This is a genomic window from Chromatiales bacterium (assembly GCA_014762505.1).
Taxonomy (GTDB): Bacteria; Pseudomonadota; Gammaproteobacteria; order SpSt-1174; family SpSt-1174; genus SpSt-1174.
The window spans coordinates 1-16475 of record JABURS010000036.1; the positions used below are offsets into that span (position 1 = coordinate 1).

Below are 16475 nucleotides of genomic sequence, written 5' to 3' on the forward strand. Positions count from 1 at the left end.
ATGAGATGCCGGTCTGTCTCACTCTCATGCAAAGGTAAGATCAACCATTTAATCCGCTTACCCTGATTTTGGACCCCGTTCTCTCGCCGAGCATCGCAGTGGAAGCCGGAAAGACCCGAAGGGTTGCGCGCAGGACGCGCGCAATTCTGCAGTCGGGCCATGGACGGCCCGTCTGCAGAACCCCGGCTGGAACGAGAAGCACAGGGCACCCGTAGGGCGAGAGAGTCGGGGTGCCCTTTCTTTTGGTTACTTTGCTTTGGGCAAGCAAAGAAAAGTAACTCGTCCGCGCGCCAAGGAAGCAGAGAAGAAAATCGACACTACCGCGGACGAAACACTCCGTACCCAAATACCCCTCTAGGGTATGAGTACCCGCAACGCCCGGTTGATCGCCTGAAACCTGGCCGTGGAGCCGCCGCGGTCCGGGTGGTGGCGGCTGGCGAGTTCGCGGTAGCGGTGACGGATGGCGGCCTCGTCGACGGGGTCTTCGAGCTCGAACTCGGCCAGGGCGGCGGCACGGCGGTCGTCGCGCAGCATACGCGCGTAGAAGTCGGTGAGCAGGGCCTCGACGTCGCCGGGGCCGGTGGTCTCGAGCTGGTCGAGGTCGAGGTAGTAGGCGCGCAGCGGATCGGGGATGGCCAGGGCGTCGTCGCCCTCGCGGTAGGGATGCAGGCGGATGGCGAGCGGGTCGATGGCGAGGTGTCCGCTGCGGGTGGCCCAGAGTTCGTCGCGCAGCCGATAGAGCGCGTGGAACAGCACGAAGTGCGCACGAAACAGGGCGTGGGTGCCGTCGCGCTTCTCGGGCAGGCCGAACTCGCGCGGGGCGTCGTCCAGCAGACGCAGCAGCTCGTACTCGCGCAGCGGGCCGTCCTGCATCTGAAGCAGGACGTAGACACAGTCGCCCAGGCGCTCGAGATCCTCGGGATCGGGGCGGGTGTTCAAGACGCCTGCGGCTCCTTCACGGCCAGCCCGCTGATGTCGATATCCGGCTCCGGCACCTCGCGCGGCTGCGTGAGCGTGACCCCCGGCTCGGCCATGGTCAGCCCGCTGGTGTCGATGTCGGGTTCGGGCACCGGCTCGTGCTCGACCAGCAGGCTGCCGGGCGCGGCCACGGACAGGTCCGGGGCCTCGGGCACGGTGTAGCTCTCCAGCGGGACCTCCGGGCGCTGCATGAGCCCGGTGTCCAGCGGCAGCGTGCCGGTGGACTCGGCAGGGGGTGTCTCGCGCGGCGGGGTGAGCGGCTGCTCGGGCACGATGTGGGCGACGGCCCCGGCCTTCTGCATGGCGAGCTGGTACTTCTTCGCCGTGGCCTCGTCCAGGCGGCGCTTGATGGGCACGCCCTTGGGATTGAACAGCGCGGCGGCGCGCGCGGCGTCCACCTTGAACATCTGCGCCAGCCGGGCCTTGACCGTCTCCGTATCCTGGCCCTCGGCGACCTCGCCCCGGAAAACGACGGAATACAGCGCGTCGCTCATGTTCGCATCCTGTGCAGTGGTTACCCGACCTGTTGTTGTACCGAAGCGCAGGCGGGACTGCAAACGGCAATGCCGCAGAATGCGAGGGATGACGCGGGGCGGGGCCGAACCGGGCCGGCCCCGCCGCTCGATTCCTACGGCCTCAGCCGTGCTGCCAGAAGCGGCTGATCCAGGAGCGCTTTTCCCAGGTGGGACGGGCGCCGCGTTCGAGGAAGAAGGGACTGTAGAGCTGGTCCTCCTCCATGATGTGGCGGGTGAGCCACTTCTTGAGGAAGTGCATGAGCTCGAAACTGGCCGAGGAGCCGGTGCGCTCTACCTTGTCGCACATGGCCTCGAGCTCCGCGATCAGCTTCTCGTGATGGGCCTTGTGCTCCTCGTAATCCGGGTAGCCGAGGATGCGCATCAGGCTCTCCTCGACGGTGAAGTGGGTCTTGGTGTATTCGCGCAGCCGCGACAGGATGCCCAGGGTCACCTCGCCTGCGTGGCGGTTGACGATGGCTTCGTGCAGCTGGTTCAGCAGGTCGATCAGGATCTTGTGCTGTTCGTCGATTTCCTGGATGCCGACGCTGAGGTTGTCCGACCAGACGATCAATTCCGACATAATCGTTATATCCCTTTGTCTTGCGATGTGTGGGGCCACGATTATTAGCAAACGCTAATGTTCGGTTCTTGACCTGGATCAATCCGACCCGGCATCCCCCTCGAGCAACACCGCCAGCGCCTGGCGCAGGGCGGCGATGGCCTCGCCCCGGCCCGACAGACCGAGGCGTGCCACGATCTCGGCCCAGTCGGCGCCCTCCAGCACCCGGGCCTGCAGCAGCTCGCGCTGCGCCCGCCCCAGCCGCGCGGCCCACTGTGGGTCCGCCAGGGCCCGCCGGAGAAAGGGATACAGCACCCCCAGGGCATCGTCGATGCCAAAGCCTGCCCGGGCCACGGCCTCGAGCAGGCGCCGCTCCTGCGCCGCGTCTCCGGCATACGTCACTTCCGCCGTGTCCGCGCGCAGGACCCCGGCCAGGACAGGGTCGATGTCGCGCAGCGGCCCGGCGAGCAGCCGCGGCAGCAGGCGGGCGTAGTGGCCTCGCGCCCGGGCCAGCAGCTGCCCGCCGGCCGGCGACAGGGCCGCGAGCAGCAGGGCCGAATGGCTGCCGCTGGCCGCCTCGCGGCTGAGCCCCAGGCGCACCGGCGCCAGTCCCGCCCGCCCCCAGAAATGCAGCAGCCCGGTCGTGGCGCCAAAGCTCGTGCCGAACCAGTCGAGCCCAGCCTCGCGGGCGGCGGCCAGCAGCTGCCCGATCAGCCGGCTGCCGATGCCCCGCCCCTGCACGGCCGGGTGCACGGCGATGCGCAGCACCCGCTCGCCGACGAGCGCCGCACCCTCCGGCAGGCCGAGGTGGGCGGCCAGCGACTGGGGGATGAGATGTCCCCGCGGCCGGCGCTCGCCGCGAAACACGGCCCCGGCCAGCCCCGGTGCCAGCCCGCCCTCGCGGGCGCCGAGGGCGCAGGCGACCACGTGCCCCCGGTGGCGCGCCACCCACACCGAGACGTTCGGCCCGTCCAACAGGTGGCGGAGGTCGTAGGGGCGGGTGCGGTAATGGGCCAGCACCAGCAGGCCGAAGAGTTCGTCGAGCAGGGCATCGTCGTCGGCCAGCCGGTCGCGGTCCAGGCGCTCGATGGCGAGCGCCGCCGGGTCGAGACCGGCCAGGGCCCCGGCCGGGGCCGGCTCGGCATCCAGGGCGAGCACGCGGCCCACCCAGGCCTCCATCGGGTCACCGGCCGCCCAGCGCACCGGCTCGGCGAGTGTCATCTCGCGCCAGTCCGGCGTCTCGCGCTCCAGTACCTGGCGAAAGCGCACGGCAAAGCCCCGCCCCGTGCCCTCGTAGCCGTGCACCGTGGTGGCGAAGACGATGCGCGGGAAACGCGCGAGCAGGGCGGTGAGCAGGGGCACGGGGATGGCGGCGGCCTCGTCCACCAGCAGCAGGTCGGCGCCCAGGCCGGGGGCCGCGAGCAGGGCATCGGGGGCGAGGAAGCGCAGCTCCGCGCCGCCGGCCGCCAGGGGGCTGCGTGCGGCCGCATCGATACCCAGCCCGGCGGCGGCCCGGGCGAAGACGTTGGCCGCCGCCTCGGCGCGCGGCGCGGTGACGAGGATCGTCACCGGTCCCCGGCGCATACAGGCGGCCGCCGCCAGGCCCAGGGCGCTGGACTTGCCCCGGCCGCGGTCGGAGACCAGCACCAGCGGGCGGCGCGGCGGGCCGTCCACGACCCCGACTATGGCCGCCACGGCGCGGTGCTGGTCGTCGGTACGGGGGCCTGTCCGGGGTGGCAGGGGCGGGGGGACGCCGAGCACCGGGAGCGCCTCGCCCCGCTCGGGGTTGATCGTGGTCACGGCCGGGTCGGCGGCGGTGAGGCGGGCGGCGCGGCGCAGGAAGCGGCCGGCCAGATCGGCCATCGTCCAGGGCGCGACCAGCACGCGTTCGGCGTCGGGATCGGCATAGCCCGGCCAGTCGGACAGCGGCGGGGCAAGCAGCAGCAGGTGGCCGCCGCCGCGCACGGTGCCGGCCGTGGCGCCCAGGGCGTCCGGGTCGAGGCCGGACCAGGCATCGAAGACCAGGGCGTCGAACTCGCCGCCCAGCACGGTCCCGGCGCGCGTGGCATCGATGCGGTTCGTGCCGGCGGGGGCGGCATCGCCCACCCAGAGCTGGCGGTGGGCGGGGATGGCGGCGAGCATGCGTTCGGCCGCGGCGCGGGCAACCGCGCCATCACCCGCGAGCAGCCAGACGCGGCGATGCAGCGGGTGCGCTGGCATCATGCCCCGGGGCCGGGCCGCGCGAAGACGGTGACCTCCTCGCGGTCGTGGTAGAGCTGCCGGCAGGCCAGCCGGTAACCCGGGCCCAGCGTCGCCAGCCCGCCTTCCACCCGGGCGAGGCAGGCCTTGAGCTCGGGGTAGCGCTTCTTCATCGGCAGCTTGAGGTTGAACAGGGCCTGGCGGGCCATGCCGCCGGCCAGCCAGTCGGCCATGAGCGCGGCCACCCGCGCGGGCTTTTCCACCATGTCGCAGACCACCCAGTCCACCGGGCGCTCGGGGCGGAAGCGAAAGCCGTCCTCGCGCCGGTGTTCGACCAGCCCCGAGTCCATCAGGGTGGCGTCCATGGGGCCGTTGTCCACGGCGATCACCTTCAGGTGCCGGCGCACCAGCTGCCAGGTCCAGCCACCCGGCGCGGCACCCAGGTCCACGGCGGTCATGCCCGGGGCCAGCAGCCGGTCACGCTCGGCCTCGCTGAGGAAGTGCAGCAGCGCCTCCTCCAGCTTGAGCGTGGAGCGGCTGGGGGCCTCGCGCGGGAAGCGCAGGCGCGGGATGCCCATGGGCCAGGGCGAGGCGTTGCCGGCCGGGGCGTAGCCCGCCACGGCGTGGGTGGAGCCGAGGAAGGCGACATGCAGCTGCAGCTCGCCGGTGCGCGTCAGCAGGCCGCGTTTCTTCAGTGCCGATTCCAGCGGCGGCTGGAGCTTGCGGCACAGGCGCTGCAGCTCCTTGGCCTCGTTGGTGTCCGGGGTCTCGAGCAGCAGCGTGCCGCCGGCGGCCGGCGATCCGGCCAGGGCCGTGATGATCGGGGTGATGCGGTCGTGGGCCGGGAGGTCGTCGTGCGCGGCCAGTACCTCGAACCACTGGCGGGTGAAGATCAGGTCATCGAGGCGCAGGCGGTCGATGAGCCGCTGGTCCTCGGCGTAGTATTCGAAGATCGCGAAGGCCGTATCCGGCCGTGCCCTGCAGTATCCGGCGAAACCGAGGGCCGCGGCCCGCTCCTGGATCTCCGCCGCGCACTCGCCCTCGAAGCCGGGCCGGCAATGCAGGAACAGGGCCGGCATCGACCGTCAGGCGCGGCCGACGTTGGCGTCCGTAGGGGCGTGGTAGTACTCGCTGTCCTCGGCGAACTGCCGCACCCAGCGCTGCAGCTCCACCATGCGGTGCTCGGCGGTGCTCACGGGCTCGCAGTCCTCACAGCGCGGATCGCCGCAGGGCTGGCGGGAGAACAGCCAGTAGTGGATGGCGCCCGCCAGCAGGCCGTCGGCCACGTCCCAGGGATCGGCCTCGGGATCGGCCTCGGTGATGCGGTTGGCCAGGTCGACGACGTCCTGTGCGGCGAGGTTGAAGGGGTCGGTGGGCTGGTTCATGGTCGGTACACAGGGTGGCGGGGAGGGATCCGGGTCTCATTGTACCAGAGCCGCGCCGGGACAGGCGCGCGGCGCAGGTGTAGCATGTTGCGCCGAGACCACCGCCAACCGCCGCCATGACCCCCGACCGCGTCCGCAAGCTCCGCGAGACCCTGGCCCGCCGCCAGCCCGATCTCACCGTGCTCATGGCCGGTGTGCACAAGCCCCACAACCTCGCGGCCGTGCTGCGCACCTGCGATGCGGTGGGCGTGCTCGACGCACATGCCGTCACCGAGCCCGAGGTGCTCTCGCGCAACCCCAACGCCGGCGCCGGCTCCCGGCGCTGGGTGAAGGTGCGTCGCCATGACGACACCGCCGGTGCCCTCACCGCCCTGCGTGCCCAGGGCCTTCGCCTGGTCGCCGCCCATCCCGACCCGGCGGCCAGGGACTTCCGCGCCATCGACTACACCCGCCCCACCGCCCTGGTGCTGGGGGCCGAGCTCGAGGGCCTGGACGCCGCCACCCTGGCCGCCTGCGACGAGACCATCGTCATCCCCATGCTCGGCATGGTGCAGTCGCTCAACGTCTCCGTTTCCGCCGCCCTGGTGCTCTACGAGGCCCAGCGCCAGCGCCTGGCCGCCGGTCTCTACGACCGCTGCCGCATCGATGACGCGACCTTCAACACCCGGCTGCTCGAATGGGCCCATCCCCAGGTGGCCCATCGCTGCCGCATGAAGCAGATCCCCTACCCGCACATCGACCCCGAGACGCTGGATATCGTGGTGGAGAAGGGCACGGCCTTCGCCGAGCTGCTGGTGGACAGGGAATAGGAGGCGCAAGTCGTCATGCCCATGCCCCCGGCAGGCGGCCAGCCCTCTGGCCGATGGGCGTTCGTCAGGCAGGGCCGTTATCGCCGGGAGGGCTCGGCTCCCACCACGCAAAAGGCCCGGGGCAATGGCCCGGGCCTTTTGTCACAGGTACCTCTCTATACCCTCGGTGTGCCCTGCGGCACGACCAACCGGGGATTCGGCCCGGCGTGAGGCAATAGGCCCCTCACGCCTGAGGCCTCACCCCCACGTCCCCTCAGAAGCGCACACCGCCGCCGAGCATGACCACCCAGGGGTTGATGTCCACGTCCACCTCGTAGGTATCGGCACCGGCCTCGATGGTGGCGGTGGTGTCGATGGCCATGTAGTAGAGGCTGCCGCCGAGGAACCACTGGTTATTCAGGTCGTAGTCCATGCCGGCCTGCACGGCCCAGCCCCAGGAGTCGTCGAGGCTGACGTTGGCCCCGTTGAAAGCGCCCTGGCCTTCCTCGTCGAAGAAGGTGGTGTAGTTGATGCCGGCGCCGACATAGGGGCGCAGTGCGCCCTGGCTGGCGAAGTGGTACTGCAGCGAGACGGTGGGCGGCAGATGCTTCACCTCGGCGATCTTGCCCGCCGCCGACAGGCTGCCGTCGCCTTCCACGTCGTGCGAGAAGGGGGTGGCGGCCAGCACCTCGACGCCGAGGTTCGAATCGAGCATGTAGGTGAAGCTCGCGCCCAGGGCCAGACCGTCTTCCACTGTCACGCCGCTGTTGGCAATGGCGGTGCCGTTCAGGCTCACCGCACTGCTGTCGTCGTTGGGCAGGACCCAGGTCGGCCCGAAGCGGACCAGGATGTCACCGGCCTCCAGGGCCAGGGCGGGGGTGGTGGCCAGCGCCACGGCACCGGCAAGGGCAAGCTTGTTCCAGACGTTCATCGTATCTCTCCCCTGTAATGGGATGGCTGGTAGTCGATGGCCCACGGCTGGCGGCCATGGGGCGACCTTAAGCCCTACGATTCTTCTGGATATTGACGCGGATCAAGAAATATTAGGGTTTGCTGAAATAGTGAGGAGTGAGGCGAGCGTGCCTCACTCCTCTCGTCGATGCCTACTCGATGAAGGCCAGGCGGTCGGCCACGGCGTCGATGCCGGCCTGGGCGCAGGCGGCATCGATGTCGCCACCCGGGGCGCCGCTCACGCCGACGGCGCCGAGCATGTAGCCACCGCCCTGGATGGGCAGGCCGCCGTCGAGCATGATGATGCCCTCGACGTGGTTCATCTCCATGCGGATGTCGCCGCGGTTCTTGACGAAGTCACCGGAGGACACGCCGGACATGATGACGGCGTTGGCCTTCTCCTCGGCGATGCTGATGGTGTGGCGTGCGGCCAGGGTGTCGCGCATCACGGCCATGGTGTTGGCGGCGCGGTCGACCACCACGGCGCTGGCCTGGTAGCCCTTCTCGCGGCAGGCGAGCATGGCCTCGCGGGCGATATCGCCGGCCAGCTCCGCCGTCATCTGGCGCACGGTGATGACGTCGTCGGCCAGCACCGGCTGGGCGGCCACGGCCAGCAGACCGGCGGCGGCGAGGGACTTCAGCATGTTCTTCATGGGACTCTCCTCGGTGTGTCTTGCAGGGGGATGAAACACCGTGAGAGTCTAGCGGGCCCGGCGGCCGGCGTTTATGTGCATGCGCACAGTCGTGGACCGCGCGCATGACCCCGGAGGGGCATGACGCGGCCGCGTGCAGCGGGTGTAGAATCGGTGGCCATGAGCGACCCCATCATCAGCGCCCGCGGCCTGGACAAGCGCTACGGCGACTTTCACGCCGTGCAGGGCATCGACTTCGACGTGCCGCGCGGACGCTGCTTCGGCTTTCTCGGCCCCAACGGCGCCGGCAAGACCACCACGCTGCGCATGCTGCTGGGCCTCACGCCCATGAGCGGCGGCGGCCTCTCGGTATTCGGCCTGCCCATGCCGGCCGAGGCGCGCGCCGTGCGCGCCCGCACCGGCGTGGTGCCACAGGCCGACAACCTCGACCCGGACTTCAGCGTGGCCGAGAACCTCGCCATCTACGCCTCCTACTTCGGCATCCCGCGTGCCGAGGTGGCCCCGCGCATCGAACGCCTGCTGGCCTTCGCCGCCCTCACCGAGCGGCGCGATGCCCGCACCGACTCGCTCTCCGGCGGCATGCAGCGCCGGCTCACCATCGCCCGCGCCCTGATCAACGACCCGGAACTGGTGGTGCTCGACGAGCCCACCACCGGGCTCGACCCGCAGGCCCGCCACGTGATCTGGAGCCGGCTCAGCGACCTGCGCGACCGCGGCACCACGCTGATCCTCACCACGCATTACATGGAAGAGGCCGAGCGGCTCTGCGACGAGCTGGTGATCATGGATCACGGCCGCATCCTCGATCAGGGCTCGCCGCGTGCGCTCATCGACCGGCACGTGGAGCCCGACGTCATCGAGGTACGCGGCGAGGCCAGCCGCCAGCTCATCGCCCTGGCCGAGGGCGTGGGCTGCCGCGTCGAGCAGATGAGCACCAGCAGCTACTGCTACACCCGCGAGCCCGGCGCCCTTCTGGAGAAGCTGCGCAACGAGCACGGGCTGACCTTCCTGCACCGCCCGGCGGGCCTGGAAGACGTGTTCCTCAAACTCACCGGCCGGGAGCTGCGCGACTGATGACGAACTGGCGACTGCCCACCGTCCGACGCGGCGCGCTGGCCGTATGGCGCCGCAACCTGCTGGTCTGGCGCAAGCTGATCGGCCCGGCCATCGTGATGAACTTCGGCGAGCCGGCGCTCTACCTGCTGGGGCTGGGCTTCGGGCTGGGGCACTTCGTCGGCGAGATGTCGGGCATGCCGTATCTCGCCTTCCTCGCCTCCGGCATCATCGCCTCCTCGGCCATGACCACCGCCACCTTCGAGGGCATGTACTCGGTGTTCACGCGCATGGTGCCGCAGCGCACCTACGAGGCCATCCTCGCCAGCCCGCTGGAGATCGATGACATCCTCGCCGGCGAGATGCTGTGGTGCGGCACCAAGGCCGCCATGAGCGGCATCGCCATCCTCATCGTCGCCGCCCTGCTCGGCGTGGCCGAGGGCTGGCAGTCGCTGCTGGCCATCCCTGTGGTGTTCCTCGTCGGCCTCACCTTCGCCGGGCCGGCCATGATCATGAGCGCGCTGGCGAAGAACTACGACTTCTTCAGCTACTACTTCGTGCTGGTGATCACGCCCATGTTCATCGTCTGCGGCGTGTTCTACCCCATCGACACCCTGCCCGGGATCGTGCAGGGCGCCGTCTACCTGCTGCCGCTCACCCACGCGGTGGAGCTCGCCCGCCCGCTGGTGGCCGGCGGCGAGCTCGCCCGGCCGGTGACCAACCTGGCCGTGCTGCTGGGTTATGCCGTGGTGAGCTATTACCTCGCCGTGGTGCTGGTGCGGCGGCGGCTGATGGTGTGAGGCGGCCTAGCGGGTCTCCATGCGCAGCAGGCTCGCCAGCTGGGCACGGTTGTGGATGAGGTCGGCCAGGGTATAGCGGTCGAGCACCGCGAGGAAGGCGTCGCGCGCCTCGTTGAGCACGCCCTTGAGACGACAGGCAGGCGCCACGGGGCAGTAGGGGTCGGTGCAATTGATGACATCAAGGGTGGCCTCGGTGTCGCGCACCACCGCCCCGAGGTTGATCTCTCCAGGCTCGGCGCCGATGCACAGCCCGCCCCCCTTGCCGCGGATGGTACGCACGTAGCCGAGCTGGCCCAGCCGGTGCACGATCTTCACCAGGTGGTTGCGCGAGATCTCGAAGCGCTCGGCGATCTCGTTAATGGTGCTGCGCCGCTCCGGCGGCTGGATGGCGAGAAAGATCAGTACACGCAACGAATAGTCGGTATAGCGGGTCAGCTGCATTGAGATCCGGCATCAGGTCTTGGCCGGCGCGGTCGGCAGGAACACATCCGCGCAGATCGCATCCATGCGCGCTCCTGCCAGAAATATACGCCTTCTCAGCTGATTGACCAATTCCGGCGCGCCGCAGAGGTAGCTGTGCCAGCCGCTGAAGTCGCCGATGGTCTCCACCACCAGTTCGGCCAGGGGGCGCGTGTCCACCGCCGTGCAGCCCTTGGGGCGCAGCACGCTGGCGTGGTAATGCAGGTTGTCGTGCGCCTCGGCCAACTCCGCCAGCGCCTGATGCAGGTACAGTCCCTCGCAGCCCACGGCCCCGTGCATGACGCGGATCTCGCCCTGGTGCCCCTGGCGCAGGGCCTCGCGCACGATGCCCCACAGCGGCGCCAGTCCGGTGCCGGTGGCGACCAGCAGCAGATTGGCCTCGCGCAGCGCCGGCGTGTAGTAGCAGCTGCCGGCCGCCTCCTGTACGTCCAGACGATCGCCCGGCCGCGCCTCCCCAGCCAGCCAGCCGCTGAACTGCCCGTCCGCGATCACGCGGATATGAAACTCCAGCGACTGGCCCTCGCCCGGCAGGCTCGCCAGCGAATAGCTGCGCCCGAGCTGCGCGTCGCGCCATAGCGTGACGTACTGGCCGGGGCGGTAGTCCAGCGGCGTGTCGGGCGTGAGCCGCAGGCGGATGACGTCGCCGCCCAGCGGCTCGATGGCAGAGATGGTCGCCGGTGTGCGCAGGCTGCCGGCCGCCGGCAGCTCCAGCACCATGTCGGCCTCGGGCACGCAGCGACAGGCCAGCAGGTAGTCCTGCTCGGCCAGTGCGGGCTTGAGGCCCGCCTGCGCCGTGGCCGGAATGACGCCCTCGCGCGCCCGCATCAGACAGCTCTGGCACACGCCGGAACGGCAGCCATGGGGCACGGCGAGGTCTTGCCGGAGGAGGGCCTCCAGCACGGTCTCGCCGTCCTGCGTGGTGACGGCCTGGCCGTCGAAGCGCAGCGTCGCCATGCAGGCCTACCGGTTCAGCACGTCGTCGCGCGCGCCGTTGGCGATCGCGGCCACCTGCTCGATGTCGGCCGGATCGGCGCCCAGCTCGGCCAGGGTGGAACCCAGGTGCTCGATGACGGCGTCCACGTGGCTGTCGTTCAGGCCGCGCGCGACCAGGTGCCTGTGGCCCTCGCGCATGTCCTGGCCGGTGTACTGGTTCGGGCCGCCGAAGACCATGGTGAGAAAGGCCTTCTGCTTGTTGGCCTGGCGCTCCATGTCCACGTCGTCGAAGAAGCCGTTGATGCGCTCGTCGGTCAGCACCTTGCGGTAGAAGATGTCCACGGCCTGGTCGATGGCGGCGGCGCCGCCGAGACGTTCGTAGAGGGTCGTCATGGGGATTCCTCGAAGGTATATATGAAATGGAGCTAATAATCTAATATAAGCTGCTTCTTATATGCAAGTTATTATGAGTGGAATAGACAACACTCTATAAGTCGCTGAATTTCCATTGATTTCACTTGACACACCCCGGCATGCACAGCAAAGATGCACGTATTCGCACCATTTCGGTGCAGTATTCCGCCACCCAGGACGGTCTGCCCATGCAACGACTCCTACGCCTGTTCGCCGGTGATTTTCTCGACACCACCAACCACTTCGACAAGCTCGTCGCCCTGGTCGGTGGCGTGATCGGGCTGTATCTCTCGCTGGAGGTGGCCGCCTCGGTGCTCGAGGGCGGCGCGCTCGCGGGCCTGGTCCTGGCCTCGCTGGGGGCGACGGCGGTACTGGTCTTCGCCGTGCCGCACGGGGCGCTCTCCCAGCCCTGGAACGTGCTGGGCGGACACGGCATCTCGGCCCTGGTCGGCGTGACCCTGCAGCTGCTGGTGCCCCATCCCCTGCTGGCCGCGGCGCTGGCCGTGGGCCTGGCCATCTGGGCCATGCACTACCTGCGCTGCATCCACCCGCCCGGCGGGGCCACGGCGCTGTTCGCCGTGCTCGGCGGGGCACAGGTGGAGGCGCTGGGCTATGGCTACGTGCTGCACCCCGTGCTCTCCAGCGTGGCGGTGATGACCCTGGTGGCCGTGGCGGTGAACTACCCCTTCGTCTGGCGCCGCTACCCGGCCACGCTGGCACCGCCCCCGCCGGCCACGCACCAGGCCGTGGGCAAGGCCCTGGAGCGCGGCGGCCTGAGCTTCGAGGACCTGGAGTACGCCATGCGCGAGCTCAATCTCTACCTCGACATGACCGAGGACGACATGGCCCGCCTCTACCTGCTGGCCCGCCGTCACCACGAGGAGGCCGACCACGTCGCCGCAGCAGACATCCGCGTCGGCGAGTGCTACAGCAACGGACCGGTGGGGTCCGACTGGGTGGTACGCAAGGTGATCGGCCTGGGCGAGGACGACCGCGTGGTCTACCGCGAGATCTGCGGTCCGGGCACGCCGGAGAACGGCGGCACCGCCAGCCGCGAGGACTTCGCGCGCTGGGCGCACCATCGCGTGGACCCGGGCCAGATCCGCAACGGCAAATAACCCGCTCCGGCCCGCCGGCCGGGGCGAAGCCCAAGGGCCATCTGGGGTAGAATCCGGGCACGCCACCCTGCCCGACCATCAGGACCCTGCCCCATGTCCAGCCTGCGCTTCTTCGCCAATGCCCCCCGCCACATGGAACCCCTGCTGGCCGAGGAGCTGCGCGCCCTGGGGGTGGCGAACGTCAGCGAGACCCGCGGCGGCGTGCACTTCGAGGACACGCTGGCCACCGCCTATCGCGTCTGCCTGTGGTCACGCATCGCCAATCGCGTGCTGCTGGAGCTGGCCCGCTTCCCCGCCGAGACCCCGGAGGCCCTGTATGCCGGGGTGCAGGCCATCGACTGGTCGGCGCACTTCGACGTCGCCCAGACCTTCGCGGTCAACGCCATCACCGCCCGCTCGCAGATCGACCACAGCCAGTTCGCCGCCCTCAAGGCCAAGGACGCCGTGGTCGACCAGTTCCGCGACCGCTGCGGCGAACGCCCCTCGGTGGACACCCTCCGGCCGCAGATCGGCATCAGTGTGTATCTCTACCGCGACCAGGCCACCGTCGGCCTGGACCTGGCCGGCGATTCGCTGCACCGGCGCGGCTACCGCGAGGAAGGGGCGAGCGCGCCACTGAAGGAGAACCTGGCCGCCGCCATCCTGCTGCGCGCCGGCTGGCCCGCGATCGCCGCGAACGGCGGCACGCTCATCGATCCCATGTGTGGCTCGGGCACCCTGCCCATCGAGGCCGCGCTGATGGCGGCCGACTGCGCCCCGGGGCTGACCCGCCCGCACTGGGGCTTCAGCGCCTGGAAGCAGCACGACCCCGCCGCCTGGGCGGACCTGGTCGAGGAGGCGCAGCGCCGCCGCGCGGCGGGTCTCGAGAGACTCCCGTCCATCCGCGGCTACGACCGGGACCCGCGGGCCCTAGAGGCCGCCCGGCACAACCTGGAGCGCGCGGGGCTGACCGGCCGCATCATTTTCGAGCGTGCCGAGCTGGCCGACTGCGCCCCGCTGCCCGCCGACCGGCCGGGGCTGTTCGTGGTCAATCCCCCCTACGGCGAACGCCTGGGCGAGGACTCGGAACTGCCCGGTCTCTACGCCGACATCGGTCGGGTGCTGCGCGAACGCTTCAGCGGCTGGCAGGCGGCCGTGTTCACCGGCAACCCGGACCTGGCCGGCAACATAGGCATCCGCTTCAGGAAGACCAACACCTTCTTCAACGGCCCCATCGAGTGCCGGCTTTACAGCTACGAGGTGAGCGAGGCCAACCTGTCCCGGCGCCTGCCGCGCGCCGTCCCGCCCGAGGAACGCAGCGAGAACGCGCAGGCGCTGGCCAACCGCCTGGTGAAGAACGCGAAGCACCTCGCCCGCTGGCTGAAGCGCGAGGACGTCCACTGCTATCGGCTCTACGACGCGGACATCCCGGAGTACGCCCTGGCCATCGACGTGTACGAGGGAGAGAAACGCTGGGTGCACGCGCAGGAATACCAGGCGCCGAAGACGGTGGACGAACAGAAGGCGCGCCTGCGTCTGCGCGAGGCCATCGGCGTGATCCTGGAGGTGCTGGCGATCCCGGAGGAACAGCTCTTCCTCAAGCTGCGCCAGCGGCAGAAGGGCCGTGCCCAGTACGAGAAGCTGGCCGAGAACCGGCACTTTCACGAGGTGCAGGAGGGCCCCTGCCGGCTGCTGGTGAACTTCGAGGACTACCTCGACACCGGGCTGTTCCTGGACCACCGCATCACGCGGCAGCGCATCGGCGAGCTGGCTGCGGGCAAGCGCTTCCTCAATCTCTTCGCCTACACCGGTGCGGCCACGGTGCACGCCGCCCGCGGCGGGGCGGCGGCCACCACCACGGTGGACATGTCAAAGACCTACCTGGCCTGGGCCGAACGCAACCTGCGCCTGAACGGCTTCAGCGGCCCGGCGCACGAGTTCGTGCAGGCCAACTGCCTGGAGTGGATACGCCACAACCCCTACCGGCGCGAGTTCGATCTCATCTTCCTGGATCCGCCGAGCTTCTCCACCTCCAAGCGCATGGAGGGCACCTTCGACGTGCAGCGCGACCACGTGGCGCTCATCACCGACACCATGAAGCTGCTGGTCGAGGACGGCACGCTGGTCTTCTCCAACAACCTGCGCCGCTTCCGCCTGGATCAGGCGGCCCTCGCCGACTTCGTCATCGAGGACATCACCCGCGCCACCCTGCCACCGGACTTCGCGCGCAACCCGAAGATCCATCACTGCTGGACGATACGCTGGCAGGCCTAGCGGATCGCCGGGCGGGACCAGGAACGCCAGGGGCGCCGACAGGACGGGCACACGCGGCGCACTGCCACCGCGGCCCAGACGGTGAGGGCGATGGCCGGCAGGATGAGGAAGGGATAGAACCCCTGCGAGAGAAAGGCCAGCGGCACCACCCACAGCAACCCGGCGAGCACGGCGATATGGGTGTTCGTCCAGCGCGGCGCCCCCGCGTAACCACAGTGCGGGCAGTGGCCTCGCATGCTATTTCGGCCTCACCCGTTTCATGAATTCCCACACCGGCAGGGCCGCCATGCCGCCCACCAGCCCCGCGAGGTAATCGGGCAGCGCGGCATTGAACAGTCCCTGCCAGACCAGGCCGGCCAGAAAGCTCAGCACCAGCATGGCCACGACGGTGACGAGCAGGCGTTGCCACAGGGGCAGGCGGGGATGACGTGTCGTGCTCATGACAACCTCACAGTGATTGCAGATAGGCCAGCATGCGGCGGCGCATGTCCGCGTCGGGCAGGCGGCCGCGCCCCGCGCCCATGTTCTCCTCGAGATGGGCCACCCGGGTGGTGGCCGGGATCGCACAGGTCACCGCCGGGTGGGAGACGATGAACTTGAGGAAGAACTGCGCCCAGTTCGCGCAGTCGATCTCGCCCGCCCAGGGCGGCAGCGGCCGGCCCTGAATCCCGTTGAACAGGCTGCCGCCGCGAAACGGGCGGTTGACGATCACCGCGATGCCGCGCTCGGCGGCCAGCGGCAGCAGCCGGCGCTCGGCCTCGCGATCGATGACGTTGTAGGTGAACTGCACGAAGTCCAGCGGCTGGCTGAGCATGATCTGCTCTAGCTCGTCGTGCCGCCGGCCGTGCGAGGTGGTCACGCCCAGATAGCGGATACGCCCCTCGGCCTTCCAGGCCTTGAGCGTCTCCAGGTGCTCGCGCCACTGCACGAGGTTGTGCACCTGCTGCAGGTCCAGCCGCTCCAGCCCCCACAGGCGCAGGGAATCGGCCATCTGCCCCGCGGCCGTCGCCACACCGGGCGTCCAGACCTTGGTGGCGGAGAACAGGCCCTGGGGATGGCCCAGGCGCTGCAGGCACCAGCCCACCACGGCCTCGGCCTCGCCGTACATGGGCGAGGAATCGATCAGCCCGCCACCCGCCGCGAAGAAGGCCTGCATCACCGGCAGACGCTGCGCCGGCTGCTGGACATCGAAGGTGAGCCAGGTCCCCAGGCCGATCACCGGCAGGCGCTCGCCGGTGGCGGGGATGGGCCGCGTGATCACGGCGGCGGCCGCCGCCGGCAGCCGCGGCAGCACGCCGGCCAGCCCCATGCCCGCCAGGACGGCGAGCAGGCGGCGGCGACGCGGATCGAACGGGCTCATGCAACCTCCGTGGCCGCGCCACTGGCGCGGGCGGCA

General features: G+C 69.9%; 19 protein-coding genes. 5 read left to right on the top strand and 14 right to left on the bottom strand.

Annotated elements, in window-relative coordinates; all coding sequences use genetic code 11:
• Nucleotides 1-354: 354 nt before the first annotated feature.
• From HUJ28_07905 to HUJ28_07930, 6 genes are all read right to left on the bottom strand, one after another.
• Nucleotides 355-873: a DnaJ domain-containing protein gene (locus tag HUJ28_07905; GenBank protein MBD3619381.1), complete on the bottom strand. Its 519-nt coding sequence runs from the start codon at nt 871-873 to the stop codon at nt 355-357.
• A 62-nt stretch (nt 874-935) separates the two neighbouring features.
• Nucleotides 936-1472, bottom strand: coding sequence for a hypothetical protein (locus tag HUJ28_07910; protein MBD3619382.1), 537 nt, complete (start codon nt 1470-1472; stop codon nt 936-938).
• Nucleotides 1473-1614: 142 nt separating this feature from the next.
• Nucleotides 1615-2073, bottom strand: a complete 459-nt coding sequence (locus tag HUJ28_07915; protein MBD3619383.1) for a hemerythrin family protein — start codon at nt 2071-2073, stop codon at nt 1615-1617.
• Nucleotides 2074-2151: 78 nt separating this feature from the next.
• Entirely contained in the window at nt 2152-4275 is a 2124-nt protein-coding gene (locus HUJ28_07920; protein MBD3619384.1) for a tRNA(Met) cytidine acetyltransferase, read from the bottom strand.
• Nucleotides 4272-5330: a 23S rRNA (cytidine(2498)-2'-O)-methyltransferase RlmM gene (rlmM, locus tag HUJ28_07925; protein ID MBD3619385.1), complete on the bottom strand. Its 1059-nt coding sequence runs from the start codon at nt 5328-5330 to the stop codon at nt 4272-4274. Before rlmM ends, HUJ28_07920 begins: the two co-directional genes overlap by 4 nt.
• A 6-nt stretch (nt 5331-5336) precedes the next feature.
• Entirely contained in the window at nt 5337-5636 is a 300-nt protein-coding gene (locus tag HUJ28_07930; GenBank protein MBD3619386.1) for a hypothetical protein, read from the bottom strand.
• 116 nt (nt 5637-5752) lie between these two features.
• On the opposite strand from HUJ28_07930, the gene trmH reads away from it, so the two are divergent.
• Complete coding sequence (gene trmH / locus HUJ28_07935; GenBank protein ID MBD3619387.1) at nt 5753-6445, top strand: tRNA (guanosine(18)-2'-O)-methyltransferase TrmH; 693 nt, start codon at nt 5753-5755, stop codon at nt 6443-6445.
• A gap of 253 nt (nt 6446-6698) precedes the next feature.
• On the opposite strand, the gene HUJ28_07940 is transcribed toward trmH, so the two are convergent.
• Complete coding sequence (locus tag HUJ28_07940) at nt 6699-7355, bottom strand: outer membrane beta-barrel protein (protein ID MBD3619388.1); 657 nt, start codon at nt 7353-7355, stop codon at nt 6699-6701.
• Nucleotides 7356-7527: 172 nt separating this feature from the next.
• Nucleotides 7528-8028, bottom strand: coding sequence for a heme-binding protein (locus HUJ28_07945; GenBank protein MBD3619389.1), 501 nt, complete (start codon nt 8026-8028; stop codon nt 7528-7530).
• A 159-nt stretch (nt 8029-8187) separates the two neighbouring features.
• Here HUJ28_07945 and HUJ28_07950 point away from each other — a divergent pair, with 159 nt between their 5' ends.
• Nucleotides 8188-9102 carry an ATP-binding cassette domain-containing protein gene (locus tag HUJ28_07950; GenBank protein ID MBD3619390.1) on the top strand — a complete coding sequence of 305 codons (915 nt, stop codon included), beginning with the start codon at nt 8188-8190 and terminating at the stop codon, nt 9100-9102.
• On the top strand, nt 9102-9881 hold the full coding sequence (locus HUJ28_07955) for an ABC transporter permease (GenBank protein MBD3619391.1): 780 nt from the start codon (nt 9102-9104) through the stop codon (nt 9879-9881). The genes HUJ28_07950 and HUJ28_07955 overlap by 1 nt, the downstream gene beginning before the upstream one ends.
• A gap of 6 nt (nt 9882-9887) precedes the next feature.
• Here HUJ28_07955 and HUJ28_07960 read toward each other — a convergent pair whose 3' ends face one another.
• From HUJ28_07960 to HUJ28_07970, 3 genes are read right to left on the bottom strand one after another with little or no spacing between them, the layout of a single operon-like run.
• Nucleotides 9888-10322, bottom strand: coding sequence for an Rrf2 family transcriptional regulator (locus HUJ28_07960; GenBank protein MBD3619392.1), 435 nt, complete (start codon nt 10320-10322; stop codon nt 9888-9890).
• A 12-nt stretch (nt 10323-10334) separates the two neighbouring features.
• Nucleotides 10335-11315 (bottom strand): 2Fe-2S iron-sulfur cluster binding domain-containing protein, encoded by a 981-nt coding sequence (locus HUJ28_07965; GenBank protein MBD3619393.1) that lies wholly within the window; start codon nt 11313-11315, stop codon nt 10335-10337.
• A gap of 6 nt (nt 11316-11321) precedes the next feature.
• Entirely contained in the window at nt 11322-11687 is a 366-nt protein-coding gene (locus tag HUJ28_07970; protein ID MBD3619394.1) for a group 1 truncated hemoglobin, read from the bottom strand.
• A gap of 209 nt (nt 11688-11896) precedes the next feature.
• Between HUJ28_07970 and HUJ28_07975 the strand changes: the two genes are divergently transcribed.
• Both HUJ28_07975 and rlmKL read left to right on the top strand, forming a co-directional pair.
• On the top strand, nt 11897-12826 hold the full coding sequence (locus HUJ28_07975; protein ID MBD3619395.1) for an HPP family protein: 930 nt from the start codon (nt 11897-11899) through the stop codon (nt 12824-12826).
• A 93-nt stretch (nt 12827-12919) separates the two neighbouring features.
• Entirely contained in the window at nt 12920-15079 is a 2160-nt protein-coding gene (rlmKL, locus tag HUJ28_07980) for a bifunctional 23S rRNA (guanine(2069)-N(7))-methyltransferase RlmK/23S rRNA (guanine(2445)-N(2))-methyltransferase RlmL (GenBank protein ID MBD3619396.1), read from the top strand.
• On the opposite strand, the gene HUJ28_07985 is transcribed toward rlmKL, so the two are convergent.
• From HUJ28_07985 to HUJ28_07995, 3 genes are read right to left on the bottom strand one after another with little or no spacing between them, the layout of a single operon-like run.
• On the bottom strand, nt 15076-15315 hold the full coding sequence (locus HUJ28_07985) for a hypothetical protein (protein MBD3619397.1): 240 nt from the start codon (nt 15313-15315) through the stop codon (nt 15076-15078). The genes rlmKL and HUJ28_07985 overlap by 4 nt on opposite strands.
• Before the next feature lies 1 nt (nt 15316).
• Entirely contained in the window at nt 15317-15520 is a 204-nt protein-coding gene (locus HUJ28_07990) for a hypothetical protein (GenBank protein ID MBD3619398.1), read from the bottom strand.
• 7 nt (nt 15521-15527) lie between these two features.
• Nucleotides 15528-16439 (bottom strand): aldo/keto reductase, encoded by a 912-nt coding sequence (locus tag HUJ28_07995; protein MBD3619399.1) that lies wholly within the window; start codon nt 16437-16439, stop codon nt 15528-15530.
• Nucleotides 16440-16475: the final 36 nt, after the last annotated feature.

What these genes read in the sequence shown, in the direction of transcription:
- HUJ28_07995 (MBD3619399.1), bottom strand. Translation starts at nt 16,439, where the DNA reads ATGAGCCCGTTCGATCCGCGTCGCCGCCGCCTGCTCGCCGTCCTGGCG.
- HUJ28_07920 (MBD3619384.1), bottom strand. Translation starts at nt 4,275, where the DNA reads ATGATGCCAGCGCACCCGCTGCATCGCCGCGTCTGGCTGCTCGCGGGT.
- HUJ28_07960 (MBD3619392.1), bottom strand. Translation starts at nt 10,322, where the DNA reads ATGCAGCTGACCCGCTATACCGACTATTCGTTGCGTGTACTGATCTTT.
- HUJ28_07930 (MBD3619386.1), bottom strand. Translation starts at nt 5,636, where the DNA reads ATGAACCAGCCCACCGACCCCTTCAACCTCGCCGCACAGGACGTCGTC.
- HUJ28_07915 (MBD3619383.1), bottom strand. Translation starts at nt 2,073, where the DNA reads ATGTCGGAATTGATCGTCTGGTCGGACAACCTCAGCGTCGGCATCCAG.
- HUJ28_07965 (MBD3619393.1), bottom strand. Translation starts at nt 11,315, where the DNA reads ATGGCGACGCTGCGCTTCGACGGCCAGGCCGTCACCACGCAGGACGGC.
- HUJ28_07990 (MBD3619398.1), bottom strand. Translation starts at nt 15,520, where the DNA reads ATGAGCACGACACGTCATCCCCGCCTGCCCCTGTGGCAACGCCTGCTC.
- HUJ28_07950 (MBD3619390.1), top strand. Translation starts at nt 8,188, where the DNA reads ATGAGCGACCCCATCATCAGCGCCCGCGGCCTGGACAAGCGCTACGGC.
- HUJ28_07970 (MBD3619394.1), bottom strand. Translation starts at nt 11,687, where the DNA reads ATGACGACCCTCTACGAACGTCTCGGCGGCGCCGCCGCCATCGACCAG.
- HUJ28_07975 (MBD3619395.1), top strand. Translation starts at nt 11,897, where the DNA reads ATGCAACGACTCCTACGCCTGTTCGCCGGTGATTTTCTCGACACCACC.
- HUJ28_07945 (MBD3619389.1), bottom strand. Translation starts at nt 8,028, where the DNA reads ATGAAGAACATGCTGAAGTCCCTCGCCGCCGCCGGTCTGCTGGCCGTG.
- rlmM (MBD3619385.1), bottom strand. Translation starts at nt 5,330, where the DNA reads ATGCCGGCCCTGTTCCTGCATTGCCGGCCCGGCTTCGAGGGCGAGTGC.
- HUJ28_07940 (MBD3619388.1), bottom strand. Translation starts at nt 7,355, where the DNA reads ATGAACGTCTGGAACAAGCTTGCCCTTGCCGGTGCCGTGGCGCTGGCC.
- trmH (MBD3619387.1), top strand. Translation starts at nt 5,753, where the DNA reads ATGACCCCCGACCGCGTCCGCAAGCTCCGCGAGACCCTGGCCCGCCGC.
- HUJ28_07985 (MBD3619397.1), bottom strand. Translation starts at nt 15,315, where the DNA reads ATGCGAGGCCACTGCCCGCACTGTGGTTACGCGGGGGCGCCGCGCTGG.
- HUJ28_07955 (MBD3619391.1), top strand. Translation starts at nt 9,102, where the DNA reads ATGACGAACTGGCGACTGCCCACCGTCCGACGCGGCGCGCTGGCCGTA.
- HUJ28_07905 (MBD3619381.1), bottom strand. Translation starts at nt 873, where the DNA reads ATGCAGGACGGCCCGCTGCGCGAGTACGAGCTGCTGCGTCTGCTGGAC.
- HUJ28_07910 (MBD3619382.1), bottom strand. Translation starts at nt 1,472, where the DNA reads ATGAGCGACGCGCTGTATTCCGTCGTTTTCCGGGGCGAGGTCGCCGAG.
- rlmKL (MBD3619396.1), top strand. Translation starts at nt 12,920, where the DNA reads ATGTCCAGCCTGCGCTTCTTCGCCAATGCCCCCCGCCACATGGAACCC.